Genomic DNA, 16,915 nt, shown 5'->3' with positions numbered 1-16,915 from the left:
CGGGCCCACAATGACGGGTACTCCGGGGTGGGCCCGGGGGAACGCGAGGGAGGGACGTCGGGATGAGCGGCGGAGCCGGTGCGGTCGATTCCGGTGCGGTGGGTGACGGGCCGGTCGTTGACGGGCCGGCCGACTTCGGGCCGGTCGATTTCGGACTGGCCGAGCGGGTGCACGCCGGGCTGCGGGCGGAGGGCGGCACGGTGGCCGTCGCGGAGTCGCTGACCGGCGGACTGCTGGCGGCCGCGCTGGTGGACGTCCCGGGGGCCTCCGCGACCTTCCGGGGCTCGGTGACCGCGTACGCGACCGAGCTGAAGGCCACGGTGCTCGGGGTCGACGAGGGACTGCTGGCGGTCCACGGCCCGGTCCACCCGGTGGTGGCCCGGCAGATGGCCGAAGGCGTGCGGAAGCTGCTCGGCGCCACCTACGGGATCGCGACCACCGGAGTGGCCGGCCCTGACCCCCAGGACGGGCAGCCGGTCGGCACGGTACACCTCGCGGTGGCCGGCCCGGGGGGAAGTCTGGTCAGTTCGCCACGGTTGTCGGGGGAGCGTGCCACAATCCGTCACAGGGCGGTGACCGCCGCTCTGGAGCTGCTCGCCGGGCGGCTCCTGTCCGGTACGCCCACGCACTGAGCGTCGTCCGCACCGTCGTCACCGTGCCTCCGACCGTCCACGCACCATCCCCGGCCCGGCCCTCGCCGCCGGCCGCTCGCAGGATCTCCACCGAACCGGGATCCGGCGAACTGGCGTGCGGGCATCGGACAACTGCAGGATCGTGTTACATCGGAGGCCCTGGTTGGGCAGAAACCAGGTGGCGAACGAGTGGCGCGGCGGTGACCCGGTGCCGCCCGGAGGGTACGACGGGGTGCCCATCGGCCCGGGCGCGACACCGAAACAGGGGAGGGGACAGCCTTGCAGCCCAGAGTGAACACGACCATGGTCCCCGCACGCGAAGCGGGCAAGGCGGTACGGTGGGGGCGTGACATCTCGATCCGCAGTCCGAGGAGGGAGGCACCGATGATCCTGCTCCGTCGCCTACTGGGCGATGTACTGCGTCGGCAGCGCCAGCGCCAGGGCCGCACACTCCGCGAGGTGTCGGCGGCCGCCAGGGTTTCGCTCGGATACCTCTCCGAGGTCGAGCGGGGACAGAAGGAGGCCTCCTCGGAGCTGCTCTCCGCCATCTGCGACGCACTCGACGTCCGGATGTCCGAGGTCATGCGCGAGGTCAGCGACGAACTGTCGCTCGCCGAACTTGCGGCGATGGCCACCCTCTCCGAAGGTGAACTGCTGAGGCCGGTGCTCGAACCGGTGCCGCTGCCGGCCCCCGGTGCCGACCGGGCGAACATGTCGCCCAAGGCCGCCGCGATGGACGTGGTCGCCGCCTGACCCGGCCTCGGAGCGGGCCGTCTGCGGCCCGGGTCGAGCGAAGGAGGCGGTCGTGCGGAATGCGGCGGCGATGCGTGCCGGGGCCCGAATACGGCTCCGGTGGGCGCGGTCACGGCGGCTCCCGGCGGTGCTGGCCCTCCTGACGGTCCTGGCCGTCGGGTCCGGCTGGTGGCTGTCGGCGGGCGTCGGGCGGCTGCCCGACGGGGCGATGCTGGGGCTGCTGGCGGCCGGAGGCTGGGGCCTCGGGCTGATCCCGGTCCACGCCGACCGGTGGTCCACCGGCCCCTCGCGGCGCCGGACGGCTGAGCCGGTCGGACCAGCGGAGGCCGAGTCTCCGATCGGGTGGGACCGGACGAGGTCGGGCCCGGCCGGGTGAGACCCGGCGAGATCCGGTGAGACCCGGTGAACAGAGCGCGGACGAGGGCCGCGGGACGTCGACGTCCCGCGGCCCTCGTTCTGTGTCCGCAGGGGCCCGGTGGACCGGCGCGCGGCGGGCCGCCGCTCCTGCGGCGGGTGCTTTTCGGCCGCTTCCGGGTGCTTTCCGGTCCCCTTGCGCCGACGCCGTCGGCCCGTCAGCCCGTCGACGCCGCCGACACCGTCGGTGCCGCGCTCAGGGGCGCAGCCGCAGACCGCGCGGTGTGGGGTGGAAGCCCGCCTCCTCCAGGGCGGCACCGAGCGCCGAGCCGAGGGCGGGCTCGCCGTTGGCCCGTTCGACGGTCACGCTGCCCAGCGCCCCGGCCCGGGCCGCCCCGGCCAGCGCGGCCGCCGCGGCGGCGAGTGTCGCAGCGTCCTCCGGCCAGGCCAGCAGGGACTTGCCGCCGCGCTCGACGTACAGGCACAGCTCGCCGTCGACCAGGACCACCAGGGCGCCGGCCTTCCGGCCGGGCCGGTGCGCCTTGCCCGCGGTCTCGGCCGCCCCGGTGGGCGGCTCGGGCCACGGCAGCGCGGCCCCGTAGGCGTTGGCCGGATCGGCGGCGGCCAGGACCAGGGCCTGCGGGGGCTCGGCGGCGGGGGCGGCCGGCCACTCCGCGCCCCGGGCCCGCTCCAGCCGTCCGTTGACCGAGCGCAGCCGGTCGGCGGCGCCCTCCATGGCGAACTGGGCGCCGCCCAGCCCCTCGACGAAGTAGCCCCGGCGGGCCCGGCCGCGCTCCTCCATGGCGGAGAGCACCCGGTAGACCCCGGCGAAGCCGCCCGGGACCCGCTCCGCGACCACCGTGCCCCGGGTGAGCAGACCGTGCCGGTCCAGCAGGCCCTGGGCCTGGGCGGTGGCCCGGAGGGTGGGGTCGGTGGTGAACGGGGGCAGCAGCGACCAGCGGCCGCCCACCGTCGGCGGGCCGCTGCGCAGGGCTCCGCCGAGCCGGCCGTGGGCCCGGCCGGCACCGCCGTAGCGGCCGCGCGGGGTGGCCCGGGGTGCCCGGTGCGCGGTGGCTCCGGCCGTTCGCCCGGATCCGAGCAGGGCCCGCAGCGGGGCCAGGGTGTCGTTGCTGACGTAGCCGGCCCAGACGAGGTCCCACAGGGCCTCGACGATCTCGGGCTCGGGTGTCTCCGGGAGGTGGGCGACCAGTTGGCGGAAGAACAGCCCGTAGCCGCCGGCCAGTGCCTCCAGCAGGGCGGTGTGGACCGGGGTGACGGTGGGCGGGACCGGCTCGGGCCGCAGCAGCTGGGCGTTCTCGGCCAGGTGCAGGCTGATCCAGCCGTCCTTGCCGGGGAGCGCGCCCGCGCCGACCCAGCCGACCTCGCCGGCCGCCGTCAGCTCGTCGAGCAGGCCGGGGGAGTAGTCGCTCAGCCGGGCCGGGAGGATCAGCTTCTCCAGCGCCGAGGCGGGCAGGGCGGCCCCCTGGAGCTGCTCGACCACCCGGAGCAGGCCGTCCGGTCCGCGCAGCCGGTGGCCGGCCAGGTGCTGCCACTGCGGCAGGAAGGCGGCCAGCGCGCGGGGCGGGACGGGTTCGACCTCCTGGCGCAGGGCCGCCAGCGAACGGCGGCGCAGTCGGCGCAGCACCTCGGCGTCGCACCACTCGACCGCGCCGGGGTGCCCCTCGGCGGGGGCGGCGTGCGGAGCTTCCGGACCGGGGCGGTGGGTGCCGGGCGGGCGGAACTCGCCCTGGACCAGGCGGCCGGTGGCGGTGAGCCGGTGCAGGGTGCCGGTGACCACGGCGGTGCCGAGGCCGAAGCGGGCGGCGGCCTCGGCGGCGGTGAACGGGCCGTGGGTGCGGGCGTGCCGGGCGAGCAGGTCGCCGAGCGGGTCCTTGACCGGTTCGGTGAAGGCCTCCGGGACGCCGACCGGGAGCGGGGTGCCGAGGGCGTCGCGCAGCCGGCCGGCGTCCTCGACGGCGGCCCAGCGCAGCTCGCCGGCGATCCGGACCTGGATCACCCGGCGGGCGGCCTCGAGTTCGAGGGCCAGGAGCGGTTCGGCGCCGCGGTCGGTCAGCTCGGCCTCGCTGAGCGGGCCGAGCAGGCGCAGCGCGTCGGCGACCCCCTCGGCGTGCTTGATCCGGCGCTCCGGGGTGAGCCGCTGGAGCTCGGCCTCCAGCTCGGCGAGGACGTCCGGGTCGAGCAGCTCCCGCAGCTCGGCCTGGCCGAGGAGTTCGGACAGCAGCCGGGAGTCGAGCGAGAGGGCGGCGGCGCGGCGCTCGGCGAGCGGGGAGTCGCCCTCGTAGAGGAACTGCGCGACGTAGCCGAAGAGCAGTGAGCGGGCGAACGGGGAGGGCTCGGGGGTGGTGACCTCGACCAGGCGGACGGCCCGGGACTCGAGGTCGCCCATCAGCTCGACCAGGCCGGGGACGTCGAAGACGTCCTGGAGGCACTCGCGGACGGCCTCCAGGACGATCGGGAAGGAGCCGTACTCGGCGGCGACCTCCAGCAGCTGGGCGGCGCGCCGGCGCTGCTGCCAGAGCGGGGTGCGCTTGCCGGGGTTGCGACGGGGGAGCAGCAGGGCGCGGCCGGCGCACTCGCGGAAGCGGGAGGCGAACAGGGCGGAGCCGCCGACCTGGTCGGTGACCAACTGCTCGATCTCCTGCGGGTCGAACAGGGCGGCGTCGGCGCCGACCGGGGCGTCGTCGGAGACCGGTCCGGTGGCGGTGCCCGCGGCGGTGGCGGGGCCGCCGAAGTCGAAGTCGGGCGAGAGCAGGTCGGCGTCGGGCAGCCGGAGCACGATGCCGTCGTCCGCGTGCATGACCTGCGGGTCGAGACCGTGCTTCTCGCGCAGCCGGGCGGCCAGGGCGAGCGCCCACGGGGCGTGCACCTGGGCGCCGAACGGGGAGTGGACGACGATCCGCCAGTCCCCCAGCTCGTCGCGGAAGCGCTCGACCACGATGGTGCGGTCGTCGGGGAGGTGGCCGCAGGCGGCGCGCTGCTCGGTGAGGTAGTCGAGCAGGTTGGCGGCGGCCCAGTCGTCCAGGCCGGCCCGCTTCAGCCGCTCGGTGGCGGCCGCCGGGTCGAGTGCGCCGAGTTCGCGGGTGAAGGCGCCTAGGGCGCGGCCGAGTTCGAGCGGGCGGCCGAGGGTGTCGCCCTTCCAGAACGGCAGCCGGCCGGGGATCCCGGGGGCCGGGGTGACCAGCACCTTGTCGTGGGTGATGTCCTCGATCCGCCAGGAGGTGGTGCCGAGGGTGAAGACGTCGCCGACCCGGGACTCGTAGACCATCTCCTCGTCCAGCTCGCCGACCCGGCGCCCGCCGGCGCCCTTCCGGTCGTCGGTGCCGGCGATGAAGACGCCGAACAGGCCCCGGTCGGGGATGGTGCCGCCGGAGGTGACGGCGAGCCGCTGGGCGCCGGGGCGGCCGGTGACCGTGCCGGCCACCCGGTCCCAGACCAGGCGGGGGCGCAGCTCGGCGAAGGCGTCGGAGGGGTAGCGGCCGGCCAGCATGTCGAGCACCGCGTCGAAGGCGGACTGCGGCAGGGTCGCGAACGGTGCGGCCCGGCGGACCAGCGTGAGCAGGTCGTCGACCTGCCAGGTGTCCATCCCGGTCATCGCGACCAGCTGCTGCGCGAGGACGTCGAGCGGGTTGCGCGGGATGCGCAGCGCCTCGATCCGGCCGGCCCGCATCCGCTCGGTGACCACGGCGGACTGGACGAGGTCGCCCCGGTACTTGGGGAAGACGACGCCGGTGGAGACGGCGCCGACCTGGTGGCCGGCCCGCCCGACCCGCTGCAGGCCGGAGGCGACCGAGGGCGGGGACTCGACCTGGACCACCAGCTCGACGGCGCCCATGTCGATGCCGAGCTCCAGGCTGGAGGTGGCGACCACGGCGGGCAGCCGCCCGGCCTTGAGCTCCTCCTCGACCAGGGCGCGCTGCTCCTTGGAGACCGAGCCGTGGTGGGCCCGGGCGATCACCGGCGGGGCGCCGCGGGCGGCGCCGGAGCCGCCCATCAGCAGGGCGGGGGCGTGCGCCTCCGGCGGCGGGGTACCGCCGGCCCGCTCCAGGGCGATCTCGTTCAGCCGGTTGCAGAGCCGCTCGGCGAGGCGGCGGGAGTTGGCGAAGACGATGGTCGAGCGGTGGGCCTGGACGAGGTCGACGATCCGCTCCTCGACGTGCGGCCAGATCGAGGCTTTCCGCTGCGGGTCCTCGGCACCGGCGGCGCCGGTCGAGGGCGCGGCGGGCAGGTCGTCGAGGTCCGGGACGGGGACCACCACGGAGAGGTCGAACTCCTTGGCGGCGGGCGGCTGGACCACCTCGGCGCCGCGCCCGGGGCTGAGGAAGCGGGCGACCTCCTCGACCGGGCGGACGGTGGCGGACAGGCCGATCCGGCGGGCCGGGCGGTCGAGCAGCTCGTCCAGCCGTTCCAGGGAGAGGGCGAGGTGGGCGCCGCGCTTGGTGCCGGCCACGGCGTGCACCTCGTCCAGGATCACCGTGTCCACGCCGCGCAGGGCCTCCCGGGCGGCGGAGGTGAGCAGCAGGAAGAGCGATTCGGGGGTGGTGATCAGGATGTCCGGCGGGTGGGTGGCGAAGCGCCGGCGGTCGGCGGCGGGGGTGTCGCCGGAGCGGATGCCCACCTGGACCTCCGGCTCGGGCAGGCCGAGCCGGACGGCGGCCTGGCGCAGGCCGGCCAGCGGTGCGCGGAGGTTGCGCTCGACGTCCACCGCGAGGGCCTTGAGCGGGGAGATGTAGAGGACCCGGCAGCGGCGGCCCGGCTCGGCCGGGGGCGGGGTGCTGCTGAGCCGGTCCAGCGCGGACAGGAAGGCCGCGAGGGTCTTGCCGGAGCCGGTGGGGGCGACCACGAGCACGTCGGTGTCCCGGCCGATGGCGTGCCAGGCCTCGGCCTGGGCGGCGGTCGGCGCGGAGAAGGCGCCCGTGAACCAGGCCCGGGTGGCCGGGGCGAAGCCGGCCAGCGGGTCGGCCGGGGGCGGGGTCGGGTGCTCGGTCGCCATCCCCCCATGGTGCCGGGTGGCACTGACAACGCGGGCCGGGCGGCGGTGGCCGGGTGGCCGTTCGGGGCAATCGGGAAGGCGAGTCGGACAAACCGACCATATGGTGATGATTCTTACCACCGTGATGCTTCTGTGATGATCAGCCCTCCGGTGGCCGGCCGGCTCCGGCACGGCCGCCGGGCCGACGAGCGGAGACCGTGCCATGGCGCAGGCGGACCCGTCCGGCCGCGGCGGTCCTCTCCCGGGCCCCGGTCCTCTCCCCGCTCCCGGCGCGGGACCGGCCCCCGGGGCGGGCCCGGCGCCCGTGCCCGTCCGGGCGGCCGGCCCCGGCAGGCCGGTCCGGCACCGCACCCGGGGGCCGCTCCGGGTCCTGCTCGCGATGCTGCTGACCGCGCTGGTCGTCGGCGGCGCCGTGCCCTACGTCGCCGGGCCGGGCCGCGCCTTCCTCAGCTACCTGGTGCTGGCGGAGCGGGCCGACGCCGACGGGGCCGCGCGCGCGGCCGCCGAGGCCCGGGCGGCCGGGGGACAGGTGGTCCAGGAGTACCCGCAGATCGGGGCGGTGCTCGCGTACGCCGGCGGGGGCTTCGCGGAGAAGGTCCGGGGCCGGCCGGGAGTGGCCGCGGTCGGGGCCAGCCGCACCTCGCCGGTACCCGGGCCGCCCCGGCCGCTGGACGGCGCCGGCGACTTCCGGGCCGGGACGGACCCGGCGGCCGGCGACCGGGCCGGTGGCGACCGGGCACCGTCCGGGCGCGCCGGGGACGGCGGGGGCGGCGGGGACGGCGGGGACGACGCCACCGCCACCGTGCCGGACCCGGGCGAGCAGGACGCCTGGAACCTCGCGCTGCTCGGCGCCGCCCCCGCCGCCGCCGCGGACGCCACCCCCGATCTGCTGCGCGGCGCCGGCACCCCGGCCGCCGACGCCCTGCGCCGGGTGCTGGTCGCCGTCCTCGACTCCGGCGTCGACGACACCCACCCCGATCTGCGCGCCGCCGTGGACCCGAGGAGCTCCGCCTCCTGCGCCGACGGCCGCCCCGACGCCAGGACCGGCGCCTGGCGCCCGGACGCCGGGGTGGGCGAGAGCGGCCACGGCACCCATGTCGCCGGGATCGTCGGTGCGGCCAGGGACGGCCGGGGCGTCAGCGGGGTCGCGCCCGGTGTGCGGATCGCCGCCGTCCGGCTGCTCGGTCCGCTCGGCCAGTACTACGCCGAGAACATCGTCTGCGGCATGCTCTGGGCCGCCGACCACGGCGCCCGGGCGATCAACAACAGCTACTTCGCCGACCCGTGGAAGTACAACTGCCCCGAGGACCCCGACCAGGCCGCGCTGACCGCCGCCGTCGGCCGGGCCGTCGAGTACGCCCGGGCGAAGGGCGCGGTGGTGGTCGCCTCGGCGGGCAACGACGCGCAGGACCTCGGCGCGCCCCGCACCGACGAGCGCAGCCCGAACGACCGCACGACCGGTCCGCCGCAGTCCCGCCACGTCGGCCCCGAGTGCGTCCGGCTGCCCGGCGAACTGCCCGGCGTGGTCACGGTGACCGCCGTCGACCGGGACGGCCGCCCGTCCGCGTACACCAACTACGGGCGCGGCCACGTCTCGCTGGCCGCCCCCGGCGGGGACCCGGACGGCGGCGCCCGGGGGCGGTGGTCTCCGACTGGCCCGGGGGCCGGTACGCCGCGCTGGCCGGCACCTCGATGGCCGCCGCGCACGTCACCGGCGCGGTCGCGGTGGCCGCCGCGCTGCACCCGGACTGGGGCTCCGACCGGCTGGCAGCCCTGCTCGCCGCGGACGCGGCGGCCGCCTGCCCGCCCGGGCCGCACGTCTGCGGGGACCACGAGTTCTACGGCGCCGGGGCGCTGGCGCTGCCGCACTGAGCCGCGGCCGCGCCGGGGTGGCGCGGGGCCGGAGGGCCGCGGAAAACCGGGTGACGGCGCGGGGCCGGCGGGCGAGGATCACGGGATGGACACCTTCCTCACCACCGAGCGGCTGGTACTGCGCCGCTTCACCGACACCGACGTGGACGCCCTGGTGGAACTGGACGCCGACCCGGAGGTGACCCGCTACCTCACCGGCGGCCGGCCCACCCCGCGGGCGGTGGTCGAGGACACTCTGCTGCCGCTGTACTTCGACCACTACCGGCGGTTCGGCGACCTCGGCTGGTGGGCCGCCGAGGAGCGGGAGGGCGGCGCCTTCCTCGGCTGGTTCGAGTTCCGGTCGCTCGACGGCGACCGCGCCGAGGTCGAGCTGGGCTACCGGCTGCGCCGCGCGGCCTGGGGGCGGGGCTACGCCACCGAGGGCTCCCGGGCGCTGGTCCGACGGGGCTTCACCGGGCTGGGCGTGGAGCGGGTGGTGGCGTACACGATGGCGGTCAACAGCGGGTCCCGGCGGGTGATGGAGAAGGCCGGGCTCTCGTACGTGCGCACCTTCCACGAGGACTACCCGGAGACGATCGCGGGCAGTGAGCACGGCGAGGTCGAGTACGCGCTGACGGCTGCCGACTGGCGGGCCCGAGCGGCCTGAGCGGCCCGGGCACCGGGTGCCGGGAGCCCGGACCGGCGGGCGGGCGGTCCGGGATACTGGGGGCATGAGGCTGACGGAGTTCTGGCGGCGAATGTACGAGCACTTCGGCGAGGCGTACGCGGAGTCCTTCGCGAGCGACCACGTGATGAGCGAGCTGGGCGGGCGGACCGTCCGGCAGGCCCTGGACGCGGGCCAGGAGGCCAAGGATGTTTGGCGGGTCGTCTGCGAGACCCAGGGAGTGTCCGGCGTGCTCCGCTGACCCCGGCCCGCGCGGGGGACCGGGCCCGACCGGCCCCCGCTCCGCTCCGCGAACCCTCCGGCAGTGCTCGAACGTTCGTCGGGCATGGGTCAAACTGTGCGGGTGGCAAGCAGTGCAGAACAGCCGAATCCGGACAGGTCGGCGCAGGTCGCCGACGAGGCCGCGGGCCCTCCGCCCGCCTCCCCGCCGGGCCCGCCCGAGGAGCCGACCGGACCCCGGACCGCGGGTGACGGTCTCTGGGGTTCCGGCATGCCGCGCTGGCTGCCGCGGGCGATGGTGCTCGCACTGGTCCTGGTCGGGGTGTTCCAGCTCGCCGACTGGGCCTTCCACCAGCTGATCGACCTCTTCGTGATGCTGCTGGTCTCGTTCTTCCTCTCGCTGGCGCTGGAGCCGGCGGTGGACCGGATGGCGGCCCGCGGCGTGCGCCGGGGCATCGGCACCTTCCTGGTCTTCGTCGCGGTGGCGATCGCCGTGGCCGGATTCCTGACCGCGCTCGGGACCCTGCTGGTCGACCAGGTCGCGAAGATCGCGGGTGACCTGCCCCACCTGCTGGACAACCTGATCGACTGGGTCAACCGCACCTTCCACCAGGACCTCTCGCTGGACGAGCTGCAGAAGAAGCTGCTCAAGGACTCCGGCGCGATCGAGAACTACGCCCAGCAGGCCGCGGACAACGTCTGGGGCGTCTCCTCGACCCTGATCGGCGGGCTCTTCCAGGCCTTCACGGTCGGCCTCTTCACCTTCTACTTCACCGCCGACGGGCCCCGGGTGCGGCGGACCGTCTGTTCGATGCTGCCGCCCGCCAAGCAGGCGGAGGTGCTGCGGGCCTGGGAGATCGCCCTCGCCAAGACCGGCGGCTACCTCTACTCGCGGGCCCTGCTCGCGGTGGTGTCGGCCCTCGCGCACTGGGTGATGTTCGCGCTGCTGGACCTGCCCTACGCGGCCGCGCTCGCGGTCTGGGTCGGCGTCATGTCGCAGTTCGTGCCGACCATCGGCACCTATCTCGCCGGGGCGCTGCCGGTGCTGGTGGCGCTCACCACCCCGCAGCCGGTGGACGCGCTCTGGGTGCTGGCCTTCGTGGTGGTCTACCAGCAGATCGAGAACTACCTGCTGCATCCGCGGATCACCGCGCGGACGGTCGACGTGCACCCGGCGGTGGCGTTCGGCGCGGTGATCGCGGGCGCGGCGCTGCTGGGCGCGGTCGGCGCGCTGATCGCGATCCCGGCGGCGGCCACCCTGCAGGGCTTCGTCGGGACGTACGTGCGCCGCTACGAGGTGGCCACGGACCCGCGGATCGACCGGGGCGAGCAGCGCCGGCACCGCCGGGAGCTGCGCCGGGAGGCGGCCCGGCGGCTGCGGCGGATGGTCGGCGGGGACTCCGGGCGGAAGTAGTCCGAACGGCTCCGGCTTGATTCGAACACTTGTTCTTTGTACTCTCCGGCGCAGAGTTTTCCCCAGGCAGAGCCCGGTCGGGGCCGATTGTCAGTGGAAGGCGCTAGCGTCGAGGACGATGAAGCGCACAGCACAGAACCCGAGGGTGGAAGCCATGGCAGGTACGGACCGCGAGAAGGCTCTTGAGACGGCGCTCGCCCAGATCGAGCGCCAGTTCGGCAAGGGCTCGGTGATGCGCCTCGGCGAGAAGGCGAACGAGCCGATCGAGGTGATCTCCACTGGTTCCACCGCCCTGGACGTCGCGCTCGGGGTCGGCGGCATCCCGCGCGGCCGGGTGGTCGAGATCTACGGTCCCGAGTCCTCCGGCAAGACCACGCTGACGCTGCACCTGGCGGCCAACGCCCAGAAGGCCGGCGGCACGGTCGCCTTCGTCGACGCGGAGCACGCGCTCGACCCGGAGTACGCCAAGAAGCTCGGCGTGGACACCGACGCTCTGCTGGTCAGCCAGCCGGACACCGGCGAGCAGGCGCTGGAGATCACCGACATGCTGATCCGCTCCGGCGCGATCGACCTGGTGATCATCGACTCGGTGGCGGCGCTCGTGCCGCGGGCCGAGATCGAGGGCGAGATGGGCGACTCCCACGTCGGTCTGCAGGCCCGCCTGATGAGCCAGGCGCTGCGGAAGATCGCCGGTGCGCTGAACCAGTCGAACACCACCGCGGTCTTCATCAACCAGCTGCGCGAGAAGATCGGCGTCATGTTCGGCTCGCCGGAGACCACGACCGGTGGCCGGGCGCTGAAGTTCTACGCCTCGGTCCGGCTGGACATCCGCCGGATCGAGACCCTGAAGGACGGCACCGAGGCGGTCGGCAACCGCACCCGGGTCAAGGTCGTCAAGAACAAGGTCGCCGCGCCGTTCAAGCAGGCCGAGTTCGACATCCTCTACGGCGTGGGCATCAGCCGCGAGGGCGGCCTGATCGACATGGGCGTGGAGCACGGCTTCATCCGCAAGTCGGGCGCCTGGTACACCTACGAGGGCGACCAGCTCGGCCAGGGCAAGGAGAACGCCCGCAACTTCCTGCGGGACAACCCGCAGCTGGCCGACGAGATCGAGCGGAAGCTCAAGAGCAAGCTGGGCATCGGCCCGAAGGTGGAGGAGCCGGCCGAGGGCGAGGCGGCGGGTGGCGCCGAGGGCGCGGCCAAGCCGATCACCGCGACCGCCGCCAAGACGGCAGCGGCGAAGAAGACGACGGCGGCGGCCGCCAAGGCCTGAGTCGTTGACGCAGCACAGTGGGCCGGTCGGCCCCGAGGAGTCCGCAGAGGACGACGACTACGGGCCGCCGGACTGGTTCGCGGCTGTCGCGGGTCCAGGGGCCGAGTCGCCGGCCCGGCGGCGGGTCCGGGCGGAATCGGTCTGGGACCCGGCATGGTCGCCGGAGCCCGCGCCGGAGCGGGCCCGCGCGGTGAAGCGTCCGGCGGCCCGTCCGGCGGACGTGGACGGGCTGGGGCTGGTCCAGGCCTCCGAGCTGCCCGCGGGGCGGCGCCGACGGCGCTCGGCGCTGGAGGCCGAGAGCGGCCCGGCCGTCCGGAGCGAGCGGGACGGCCGGGGCGAGGGAGCGGGGTCGGCCGGTCACGGGGGTGCGGCCGACCTCGCTCCGGAGTTCCCGGACGAACCTCCCGCGCGGCGGTCCGGCCGTACCCGGAGGGCCGCCGCTCCCGGGGGCCGGGAGCACGACGGCGCGGAGCGTGCTCCGGGCCGTCGCGGAGCGGGCCGCGGTGCCCGGACCGAGGAGCCGGCCGATCCCGAGAGCCGGGCGCGGGACATCTGCCTGCGGCTGCTCACGGGTGCGGCCAAGAGCCGCAAGCAGCTCGCCGACGCCCTGCGCAAGCGGGAGATCCCGGACGAGGTCGCCGAGGAGGTGCTGACCCGGCTGGAGGAGGTCGGGCTGATCGACGACGCGGCCTTCGCCCGGGCCTGGGTGGAGTCCCGGCACAGCGTCCGCGGACTCTCCCGGCGTGCGCTGGCACAGGAGCTGCGGACCAAGGGCATCTCCGGTGACCTCGCCGAACAGGCCCTGGCCCAGCTCGACCACGACGACGAGGCCGAGGCGGCCCGGGCCCTGGTCGACCGGCGGCTGCGGGCCACCCGGGGCCTGGAGCGGCAGACCCGCACCCGCCGACTGGTCGGGCTGCTCGCCCGGCGCGGTTACTCCGAGGGCCTGGCCTTCCGGGTGGTCCGCGACGCCCTGGACGCGGAGGGCGCCGAGGACGAGGACGAGTACGGCGACGAGGGCGACGGCTACGAGGACTGAGTCCGGCCCGGCTGCTCCTGAGGGCTCCGCTCGGTGAGGCCGGTCGGGTCGGCCCGGTCCGCCCCGAGTGTTACCGGAGGGTTGGTCAACTGCCTGGCCAGTCTTGACCGTTTCGTAACCCGCGCTTAGCCTCGCACTCAGTGCGGGAGCACGTCGACCGTTCCTCGGCCGCCCCGGCCGTACGCCCGGCCATGCCTGTGACCGGGCGGTTCCGGGCGGCCGCGCGGTGGTCCCGGGCGGTGTGCCGCGGCGGGACGGGGAGTGGGCAGCATGAGGATCGCGGTGAGCGCCGGATCGGCCGCTTCCCTTGCGGCGGCCGTCCTGCTGGTGGTCCTGGCGACAGCGTGGCTACTGGTCCGGCGGTCGAGGGTCGCGCGTCGTCGCGCCGCCGCGGCGGCCGAACGGGCCCGGCAGCAGACCGAGCAGCGGGCCGACCGGCTGCGGGCCGAACTCGACCGGCGCGAGGAGCGGCTGGCCGGGGAGTTCGACCGGCTCCGTACCCGCGAGGACGAACTCGCCCAGCGCTCGGCCGCGTTGGCCCGCGCCTCGGCGGAGGCCGGGGAACTCCTCCGGCGCCGGGCGGTCGAGCTGGAGCGGACCGCCGGGCTCTCCGCCGCCGAGGCCCGCGCCGAACTCGTCCGGGAGGCCGAGTCGGAGGCCCGCCGGGAGGCGGCGGTCGCCGTCCGGGAGATCGAGCGCGCCGCCCGCGAGGAGGGCGAGCAGCGGGCCCGGGGCATCCTGGCCGGGGCGATCCAGCGGCTGGCGGCGGAACAGACCGCCGAGACCGCGGTGTCGGTGTTCCGGTTGCCCAACGAGGAGATGAAGGGCCGGGTGATCGGGCGCGAGGGCCGCAACATCCGGACCTTCGAGGCCGTCACCGGCGTCAATCTGATCATCGACGACACCCCCTCGGTGGTGCAGCTCTCCTGCTTCGACCCGGTCCGCCGGGAGACTGCCCGGCTCACCCTGGAGCACCTGGTGGAGGACGGCCGGATCCACCCTCTGCGGATCGAGCACGAGCACGAGCGCAGCCGGGTCGAGGTCGAGCGCCGCTGTGTGCGGGCCGGTGAGGACGCGCTGCTCGCCGTCCGGGTCGGCGCCATGGACCCGGAGCTGGTCCGGACCCTCGGCACCCTGCGCTACCGGGCCTCGTACGGGCAGAACGTGCTCGGCCACCTGGTGGAGTCGGCGCACCTGGCCGGGATGATGGCCGCCGAACTCGGGGTGGACCCGGAGCCGGTGCGGCGCGCGGCGCTGCTGCACGACATCGGCAAGGCGCTGACCCACGAGGTCGAGGGCAGCCACGCGGCGATCGGCGCCGACCTGGCCCGGCGGTTCGGCGAGTCGGCGGACGTGGTGCACGCGATCGCCGCGCACCACGGGGAGGTGGAGCCCCGCACGGTGGAGGCGGTGCTCACCCAGGCCGCCGACGCCTGCTCGGGCGCGCGGCCGGGGGCCCGCAAGGAGTCGCTGGAGGCGTACGTGCGGCGGCTGGAGCGGTTGGAGGAGATCGCCCGGGCGCACGACGGCGTGGCCACCGTCTACGCGATGCAGGCCGGCCGGGAGGTGCGGGTGATGGTCCGGCCGGAGGTGGTGGACGACCTCGGGGCGCAGGTGATCGCCCGCGAGGTCGCCAAGCAGGTCGCCGAGGAGCTGACCTATCCGGGCCAGATTCGGGTCACCGTGGTCCGCGAGAGCCGGGCGACCGAGGTGGCCCGGTAGCCGACCGGGTGGATCCGGCGGTCGGGCCGTCCGGCCGCCGGGCCCGGTCGGGCCGCCCGGTCAGCGCCCGGACGGGCGGACCGGCGGGGCCTGCTCGGCGGTCGGGGCGGCGGTCGGCGTGGTGGCCGGAGCAGCGGTGACCGGGCCGGTGGCCGTGGCGCCGGTGGCCGTGGTGCCGCCGGCTGTGGCACCGGTGGCCGCGGCAGCGGGAGACGCGGTACCGGCGGCCGTGGCGCCGGGTCCCGCCGGCTCCGGGGCCGGTGCCTCCTGGTCGGGCCCGCCGGTGAGCGAGGCCGGACCGCCCCTGGCCCCGTCGGCCAGCGCCTGGAGGTCCTCCGCCGCCGCACCCTGGGTCACCCCGACCAGATGGCCGTCGGGCCGGATCAGCAGCACGGTGTGCGGGCCGGCGCCCGGATAGGCCTCGGTGACCAGGACCTCGGCGGGCACCGGCAGCGCGGCGGCGACCTCGGCCAGCCGGGGCATCAGCCCGGCGCCCAGCCAGCGCTCCGCGGACCACACGGCGGTGCCGGGCGCGACCAGCAGCAGCAGGAAGCCCGCCCCGAGCCGGGAGTGCAACCGGTCCGGGGTGCCGTCGGTGGCCAGTACCGGCAGGTCGGGGACGAGTACCCCGGGGGCGGTGGCGGGCAGCAGCTCGCTGAGCGAGGTGGTGCTGCGGGCGCCCCGCTGGACCGGGACCCGCCCGGGCACGCCGGAGGGGGCGGCCGGATAGGCGGGGGCGCCGCCGAACCGCCCGGTGCCGAGGTGCCCGTCGGCGAGCATCGGCGCGTGCTTGCGGAAGGAGCCGGTGAGCAGCGAGCGCCGGGTCTGGGCCCAGCCGCGCAGCGGGCGCAGCAGTGGCATGGCCTGGTCGACGGCGCGCAGCCGGGCGCCGACCGCGCCGCGGCGTTCGGCCTCGTAACCGTCGAGCAGGGAGCCGCCGGGCTGCGGGCCGCCCGCGTGGAGATGCCAGGCGAGGGCGAGCCGCCAGGCCAGGTTGTCGGCGTCGCGCAGACCGTCGGTGAGGTTCTGCATGCCGAGCGCGCCGTGCAGATGGGCGGCGTCGCCGGCCAGGAAGCAGCGGCCGACCCGGAACCGGGCGGCCAGCCGCTGCTGGGCGGTGTGGTCGGCGGCGGCGAGCAGGTCGAACTTCGGGAGCTCGCCGCACCAGCCGGTGAGGGTGGCGGAGACCCTGGTGAGCAGGGTGTCGCCGGTGACGATGCCGGGCCAGGTGGCGTGCGGGTCGACCGGTTCGGTGGGGGCCGGCCGGCCCGGGGGGAGCCGCCAGTCGAGGCGCCAGACGCCGTCCGGCAGCGGGCGGGCGGTGGCTTCGCGGTCGCCGCGCCACGGCGGCTCGCGGTGCAGCCGGGGTTCGGTGAACGGCAGGTCGACCCGGACGGTGGCGATCGCGCTGCGGTCGACGGCGGGCCGCCCGGGGAAGCGGACCTTCAGCAGCTTGCGGACGGCCGAGCGGGCGCCGTCGCAGCCGACCAGGTGGCTGCCGCGCCACCAGGTCTCGGTGCCGTCCTGCGGGTTGCGGGTGAGCACGCTGACGCCGTCCCGGTCCTGTTCGAGCCGGGTGACCCGGTTCAGCGGGACCAGTCCGACCAGCGGGCTGCCGGTGAGGGCGTCGCGGAGGCCGCGCTGGAGGCGGTGCTGGGGCAGGTGCAGCACGGGGGTGTCGGCGAGGTCGATCCGGAGCACCTCCTGGCGGCGGCGCCAGACGGCGAAGGCGTCCCAGCGGGCGGCGTCGGAGGCCGCCCGGGTGTAGCCGATCCGGGTCAGGAAGGCGGCGGTGTCGGCGCCGAGGACGACGCTGCGCGGGCTCTCGGGGCAGAGGCCGGAGCCCTCGTCGAGGACGACGGTCGGCACCTCGTGCCGGGCCAGGGCGAGGGCCAGGGCCAGGCCGACCGGCCCGGCCCCGACCACGATCACCGGGTCCATGCCGGTCCCTCCGGGCCCGGG

Annotated in this window: 12 protein-coding genes and 1 pseudogene; 11 read left to right on the top strand and 2 right to left on the bottom strand. The window is 76.1% G+C overall.

Annotation, left to right across the window (positions count from 1 at the left end; all coding sequences use genetic code 11):
- Positions 1–62 precede the first annotated feature (62 nt).
- The 3 genes from BLU95_RS13990 to BLU95_RS13980 all read left to right on the top strand — a co-directional run bounded on the left by BLU95_RS13990 (position 63) and on the right by BLU95_RS13980 (position 1,761).
- Positions 63–632: a CinA family protein gene (locus BLU95_RS13990; RefSeq protein ID WP_093860304.1), complete on the top strand. Its 570-nt coding sequence runs from the start codon at positions 63–65 to the stop codon at positions 630–632.
- Between the two features lie 384 nt (positions 633–1,016).
- Positions 1,017–1,385 (top strand): helix-turn-helix domain-containing protein, encoded by a 369-nt coding sequence (locus BLU95_RS13985; protein ID WP_045940221.1) that lies wholly within the window; start codon positions 1,017–1,019, stop codon positions 1,383–1,385.
- 52 nt (positions 1,386–1,437) lie between these two features.
- Entirely contained in the window at positions 1,438–1,761 is a 324-nt protein-coding gene (locus tag BLU95_RS13980) for a hypothetical protein (RefSeq protein WP_231978563.1), read from the top strand.
- A gap of 234 nt (positions 1,762–1,995) precedes the next feature.
- On the opposite strand, the gene BLU95_RS13975 is transcribed toward BLU95_RS13980, so the two are convergent.
- Positions 1,996–6,750 carry an Lhr family ATP-dependent helicase gene (locus BLU95_RS13975; RefSeq protein ID WP_093860302.1) on the bottom strand — a complete coding sequence of 1,585 codons (4,755 nt, stop codon included), beginning with the start codon at positions 6,748–6,750 and terminating at the stop codon, positions 1,996–1,998.
- A gap of 202 nt (positions 6,751–6,952) precedes the next feature.
- On the opposite strand from BLU95_RS13975, the pseudogene BLU95_RS13970 reads away from it, so the two are divergent.
- The 8 genes and pseudogenes from BLU95_RS13970 to rny all read left to right on the top strand — a co-directional run.
- Positions 6,953–8,326 (top strand): annotated as a pseudogene (locus BLU95_RS13970) (S8 family peptidase); the annotation flags it as partial.
- A gap of 116 nt (positions 8,327–8,442) precedes the next feature.
- A complete protein-coding gene (locus BLU95_RS45085) occupies positions 8,443–8,622 on the top strand; it encodes a hypothetical protein (RefSeq protein ID WP_286158650.1) in 180 nt (59 codons plus the stop codon).
- A gap of 85 nt (positions 8,623–8,707) precedes the next feature.
- On the top strand, positions 8,708–9,268 hold the full coding sequence (locus BLU95_RS13965) for a GNAT family N-acetyltransferase (RefSeq protein WP_093860301.1): 561 nt from the start codon (positions 8,708–8,710) through the stop codon (positions 9,266–9,268).
- A 64-nt stretch (positions 9,269–9,332) separates the two neighbouring features.
- Entirely contained in the window at positions 9,333–9,527 is a 195-nt protein-coding gene (locus tag BLU95_RS13960) for a DUF3046 domain-containing protein (protein ID WP_093860300.1), read from the top strand.
- A 102-nt stretch (positions 9,528–9,629) separates the two neighbouring features.
- Entirely contained in the window at positions 9,630–10,919 is a 1,290-nt protein-coding gene (locus BLU95_RS13955; RefSeq protein ID WP_231978562.1) for an AI-2E family transporter, read from the top strand.
- 154 nt (positions 10,920–11,073) lie between these two features.
- Positions 11,074–12,192, top strand: coding sequence for a recombinase RecA (gene recA, locus BLU95_RS13950; RefSeq protein WP_093860298.1), 1,119 nt, complete (start codon positions 11,074–11,076; stop codon positions 12,190–12,192).
- Between the two features lie 4 nt (positions 12,193–12,196).
- Entirely contained in the window at positions 12,197–13,231 is a 1,035-nt protein-coding gene (locus BLU95_RS13945; RefSeq protein WP_353653561.1) for a regulatory protein RecX, read from the top strand.
- Positions 13,232–13,501: 270 nt separating this feature from the next.
- A complete protein-coding gene (rny, locus tag BLU95_RS13940; protein ID WP_093860297.1) occupies positions 13,502–14,953 on the top strand; it encodes a ribonuclease Y in 1,452 nt (483 codons plus the stop codon).
- A gap of 60 nt (positions 14,954–15,013) precedes the next feature.
- Here the strand turns inward: rny and BLU95_RS13935 are convergent, their stop codons facing one another.
- The gene (locus BLU95_RS13935; RefSeq protein WP_173862051.1) at positions 15,014–16,894 is read right to left on the bottom strand and encodes an FAD-dependent monooxygenase; all 1,881 of its coding nucleotides are present in this window, start codon (positions 16,892–16,894) and stop codon (positions 15,014–15,016) included.
- Between the last annotated feature and the right edge of the window lie 21 nt (positions 16,895–16,915).

Source organism: Streptomyces sp. TLI_053, assembly GCF_900105395.1.
In the GTDB taxonomy this organism is placed as follows: Bacteria; Actinomycetota; Actinomycetes; order Streptomycetales; family Streptomycetaceae; genus Kitasatospora.
The sequence above is the reverse complement of the archived record's forward strand: the minus strand, read 5'-3'. Positions and strand labels throughout refer to the sequence as shown.

Excerpts from the sequence above, each read along its gene's own strand:
- BLU95_RS45085 (WP_286158650.1), top strand. The coding sequence starts at position 8,443 with ATGGCCGCCGCGCACGTCACCGGCGCGGTCGCGGTGGCCGCCGCGCTG.
- BLU95_RS13985 (WP_045940221.1), top strand. The coding sequence starts at position 1,017 with ATGATCCTGCTCCGTCGCCTACTGGGCGATGTACTGCGTCGGCAGCGC.
- BLU95_RS13965 (WP_093860301.1), top strand. The coding sequence starts at position 8,708 with ATGGACACCTTCCTCACCACCGAGCGGCTGGTACTGCGCCGCTTCACC.
- BLU95_RS13990 (WP_093860304.1), top strand. The coding sequence starts at position 63 with ATGAGCGGCGGAGCCGGTGCGGTCGATTCCGGTGCGGTGGGTGACGGG.
- recA (WP_093860298.1), top strand. The coding sequence starts at position 11,074 with ATGGCAGGTACGGACCGCGAGAAGGCTCTTGAGACGGCGCTCGCCCAG.
- BLU95_RS13960 (WP_093860300.1), top strand. The coding sequence starts at position 9,333 with ATGAGGCTGACGGAGTTCTGGCGGCGAATGTACGAGCACTTCGGCGAG.
- rny (WP_093860297.1), top strand. The coding sequence starts at position 13,502 with ATGAGGATCGCGGTGAGCGCCGGATCGGCCGCTTCCCTTGCGGCGGCC.
- BLU95_RS13975 (WP_093860302.1), bottom strand. The coding sequence starts at position 6,750 with ATGGCGACCGAGCACCCGACCCCGCCCCCGGCCGACCCGCTGGCCGGC.
- BLU95_RS13935 (WP_173862051.1), bottom strand. The coding sequence starts at position 16,894 with ATGGACCCGGTGATCGTGGTCGGGGCCGGGCCGGTCGGCCTGGCCCTG.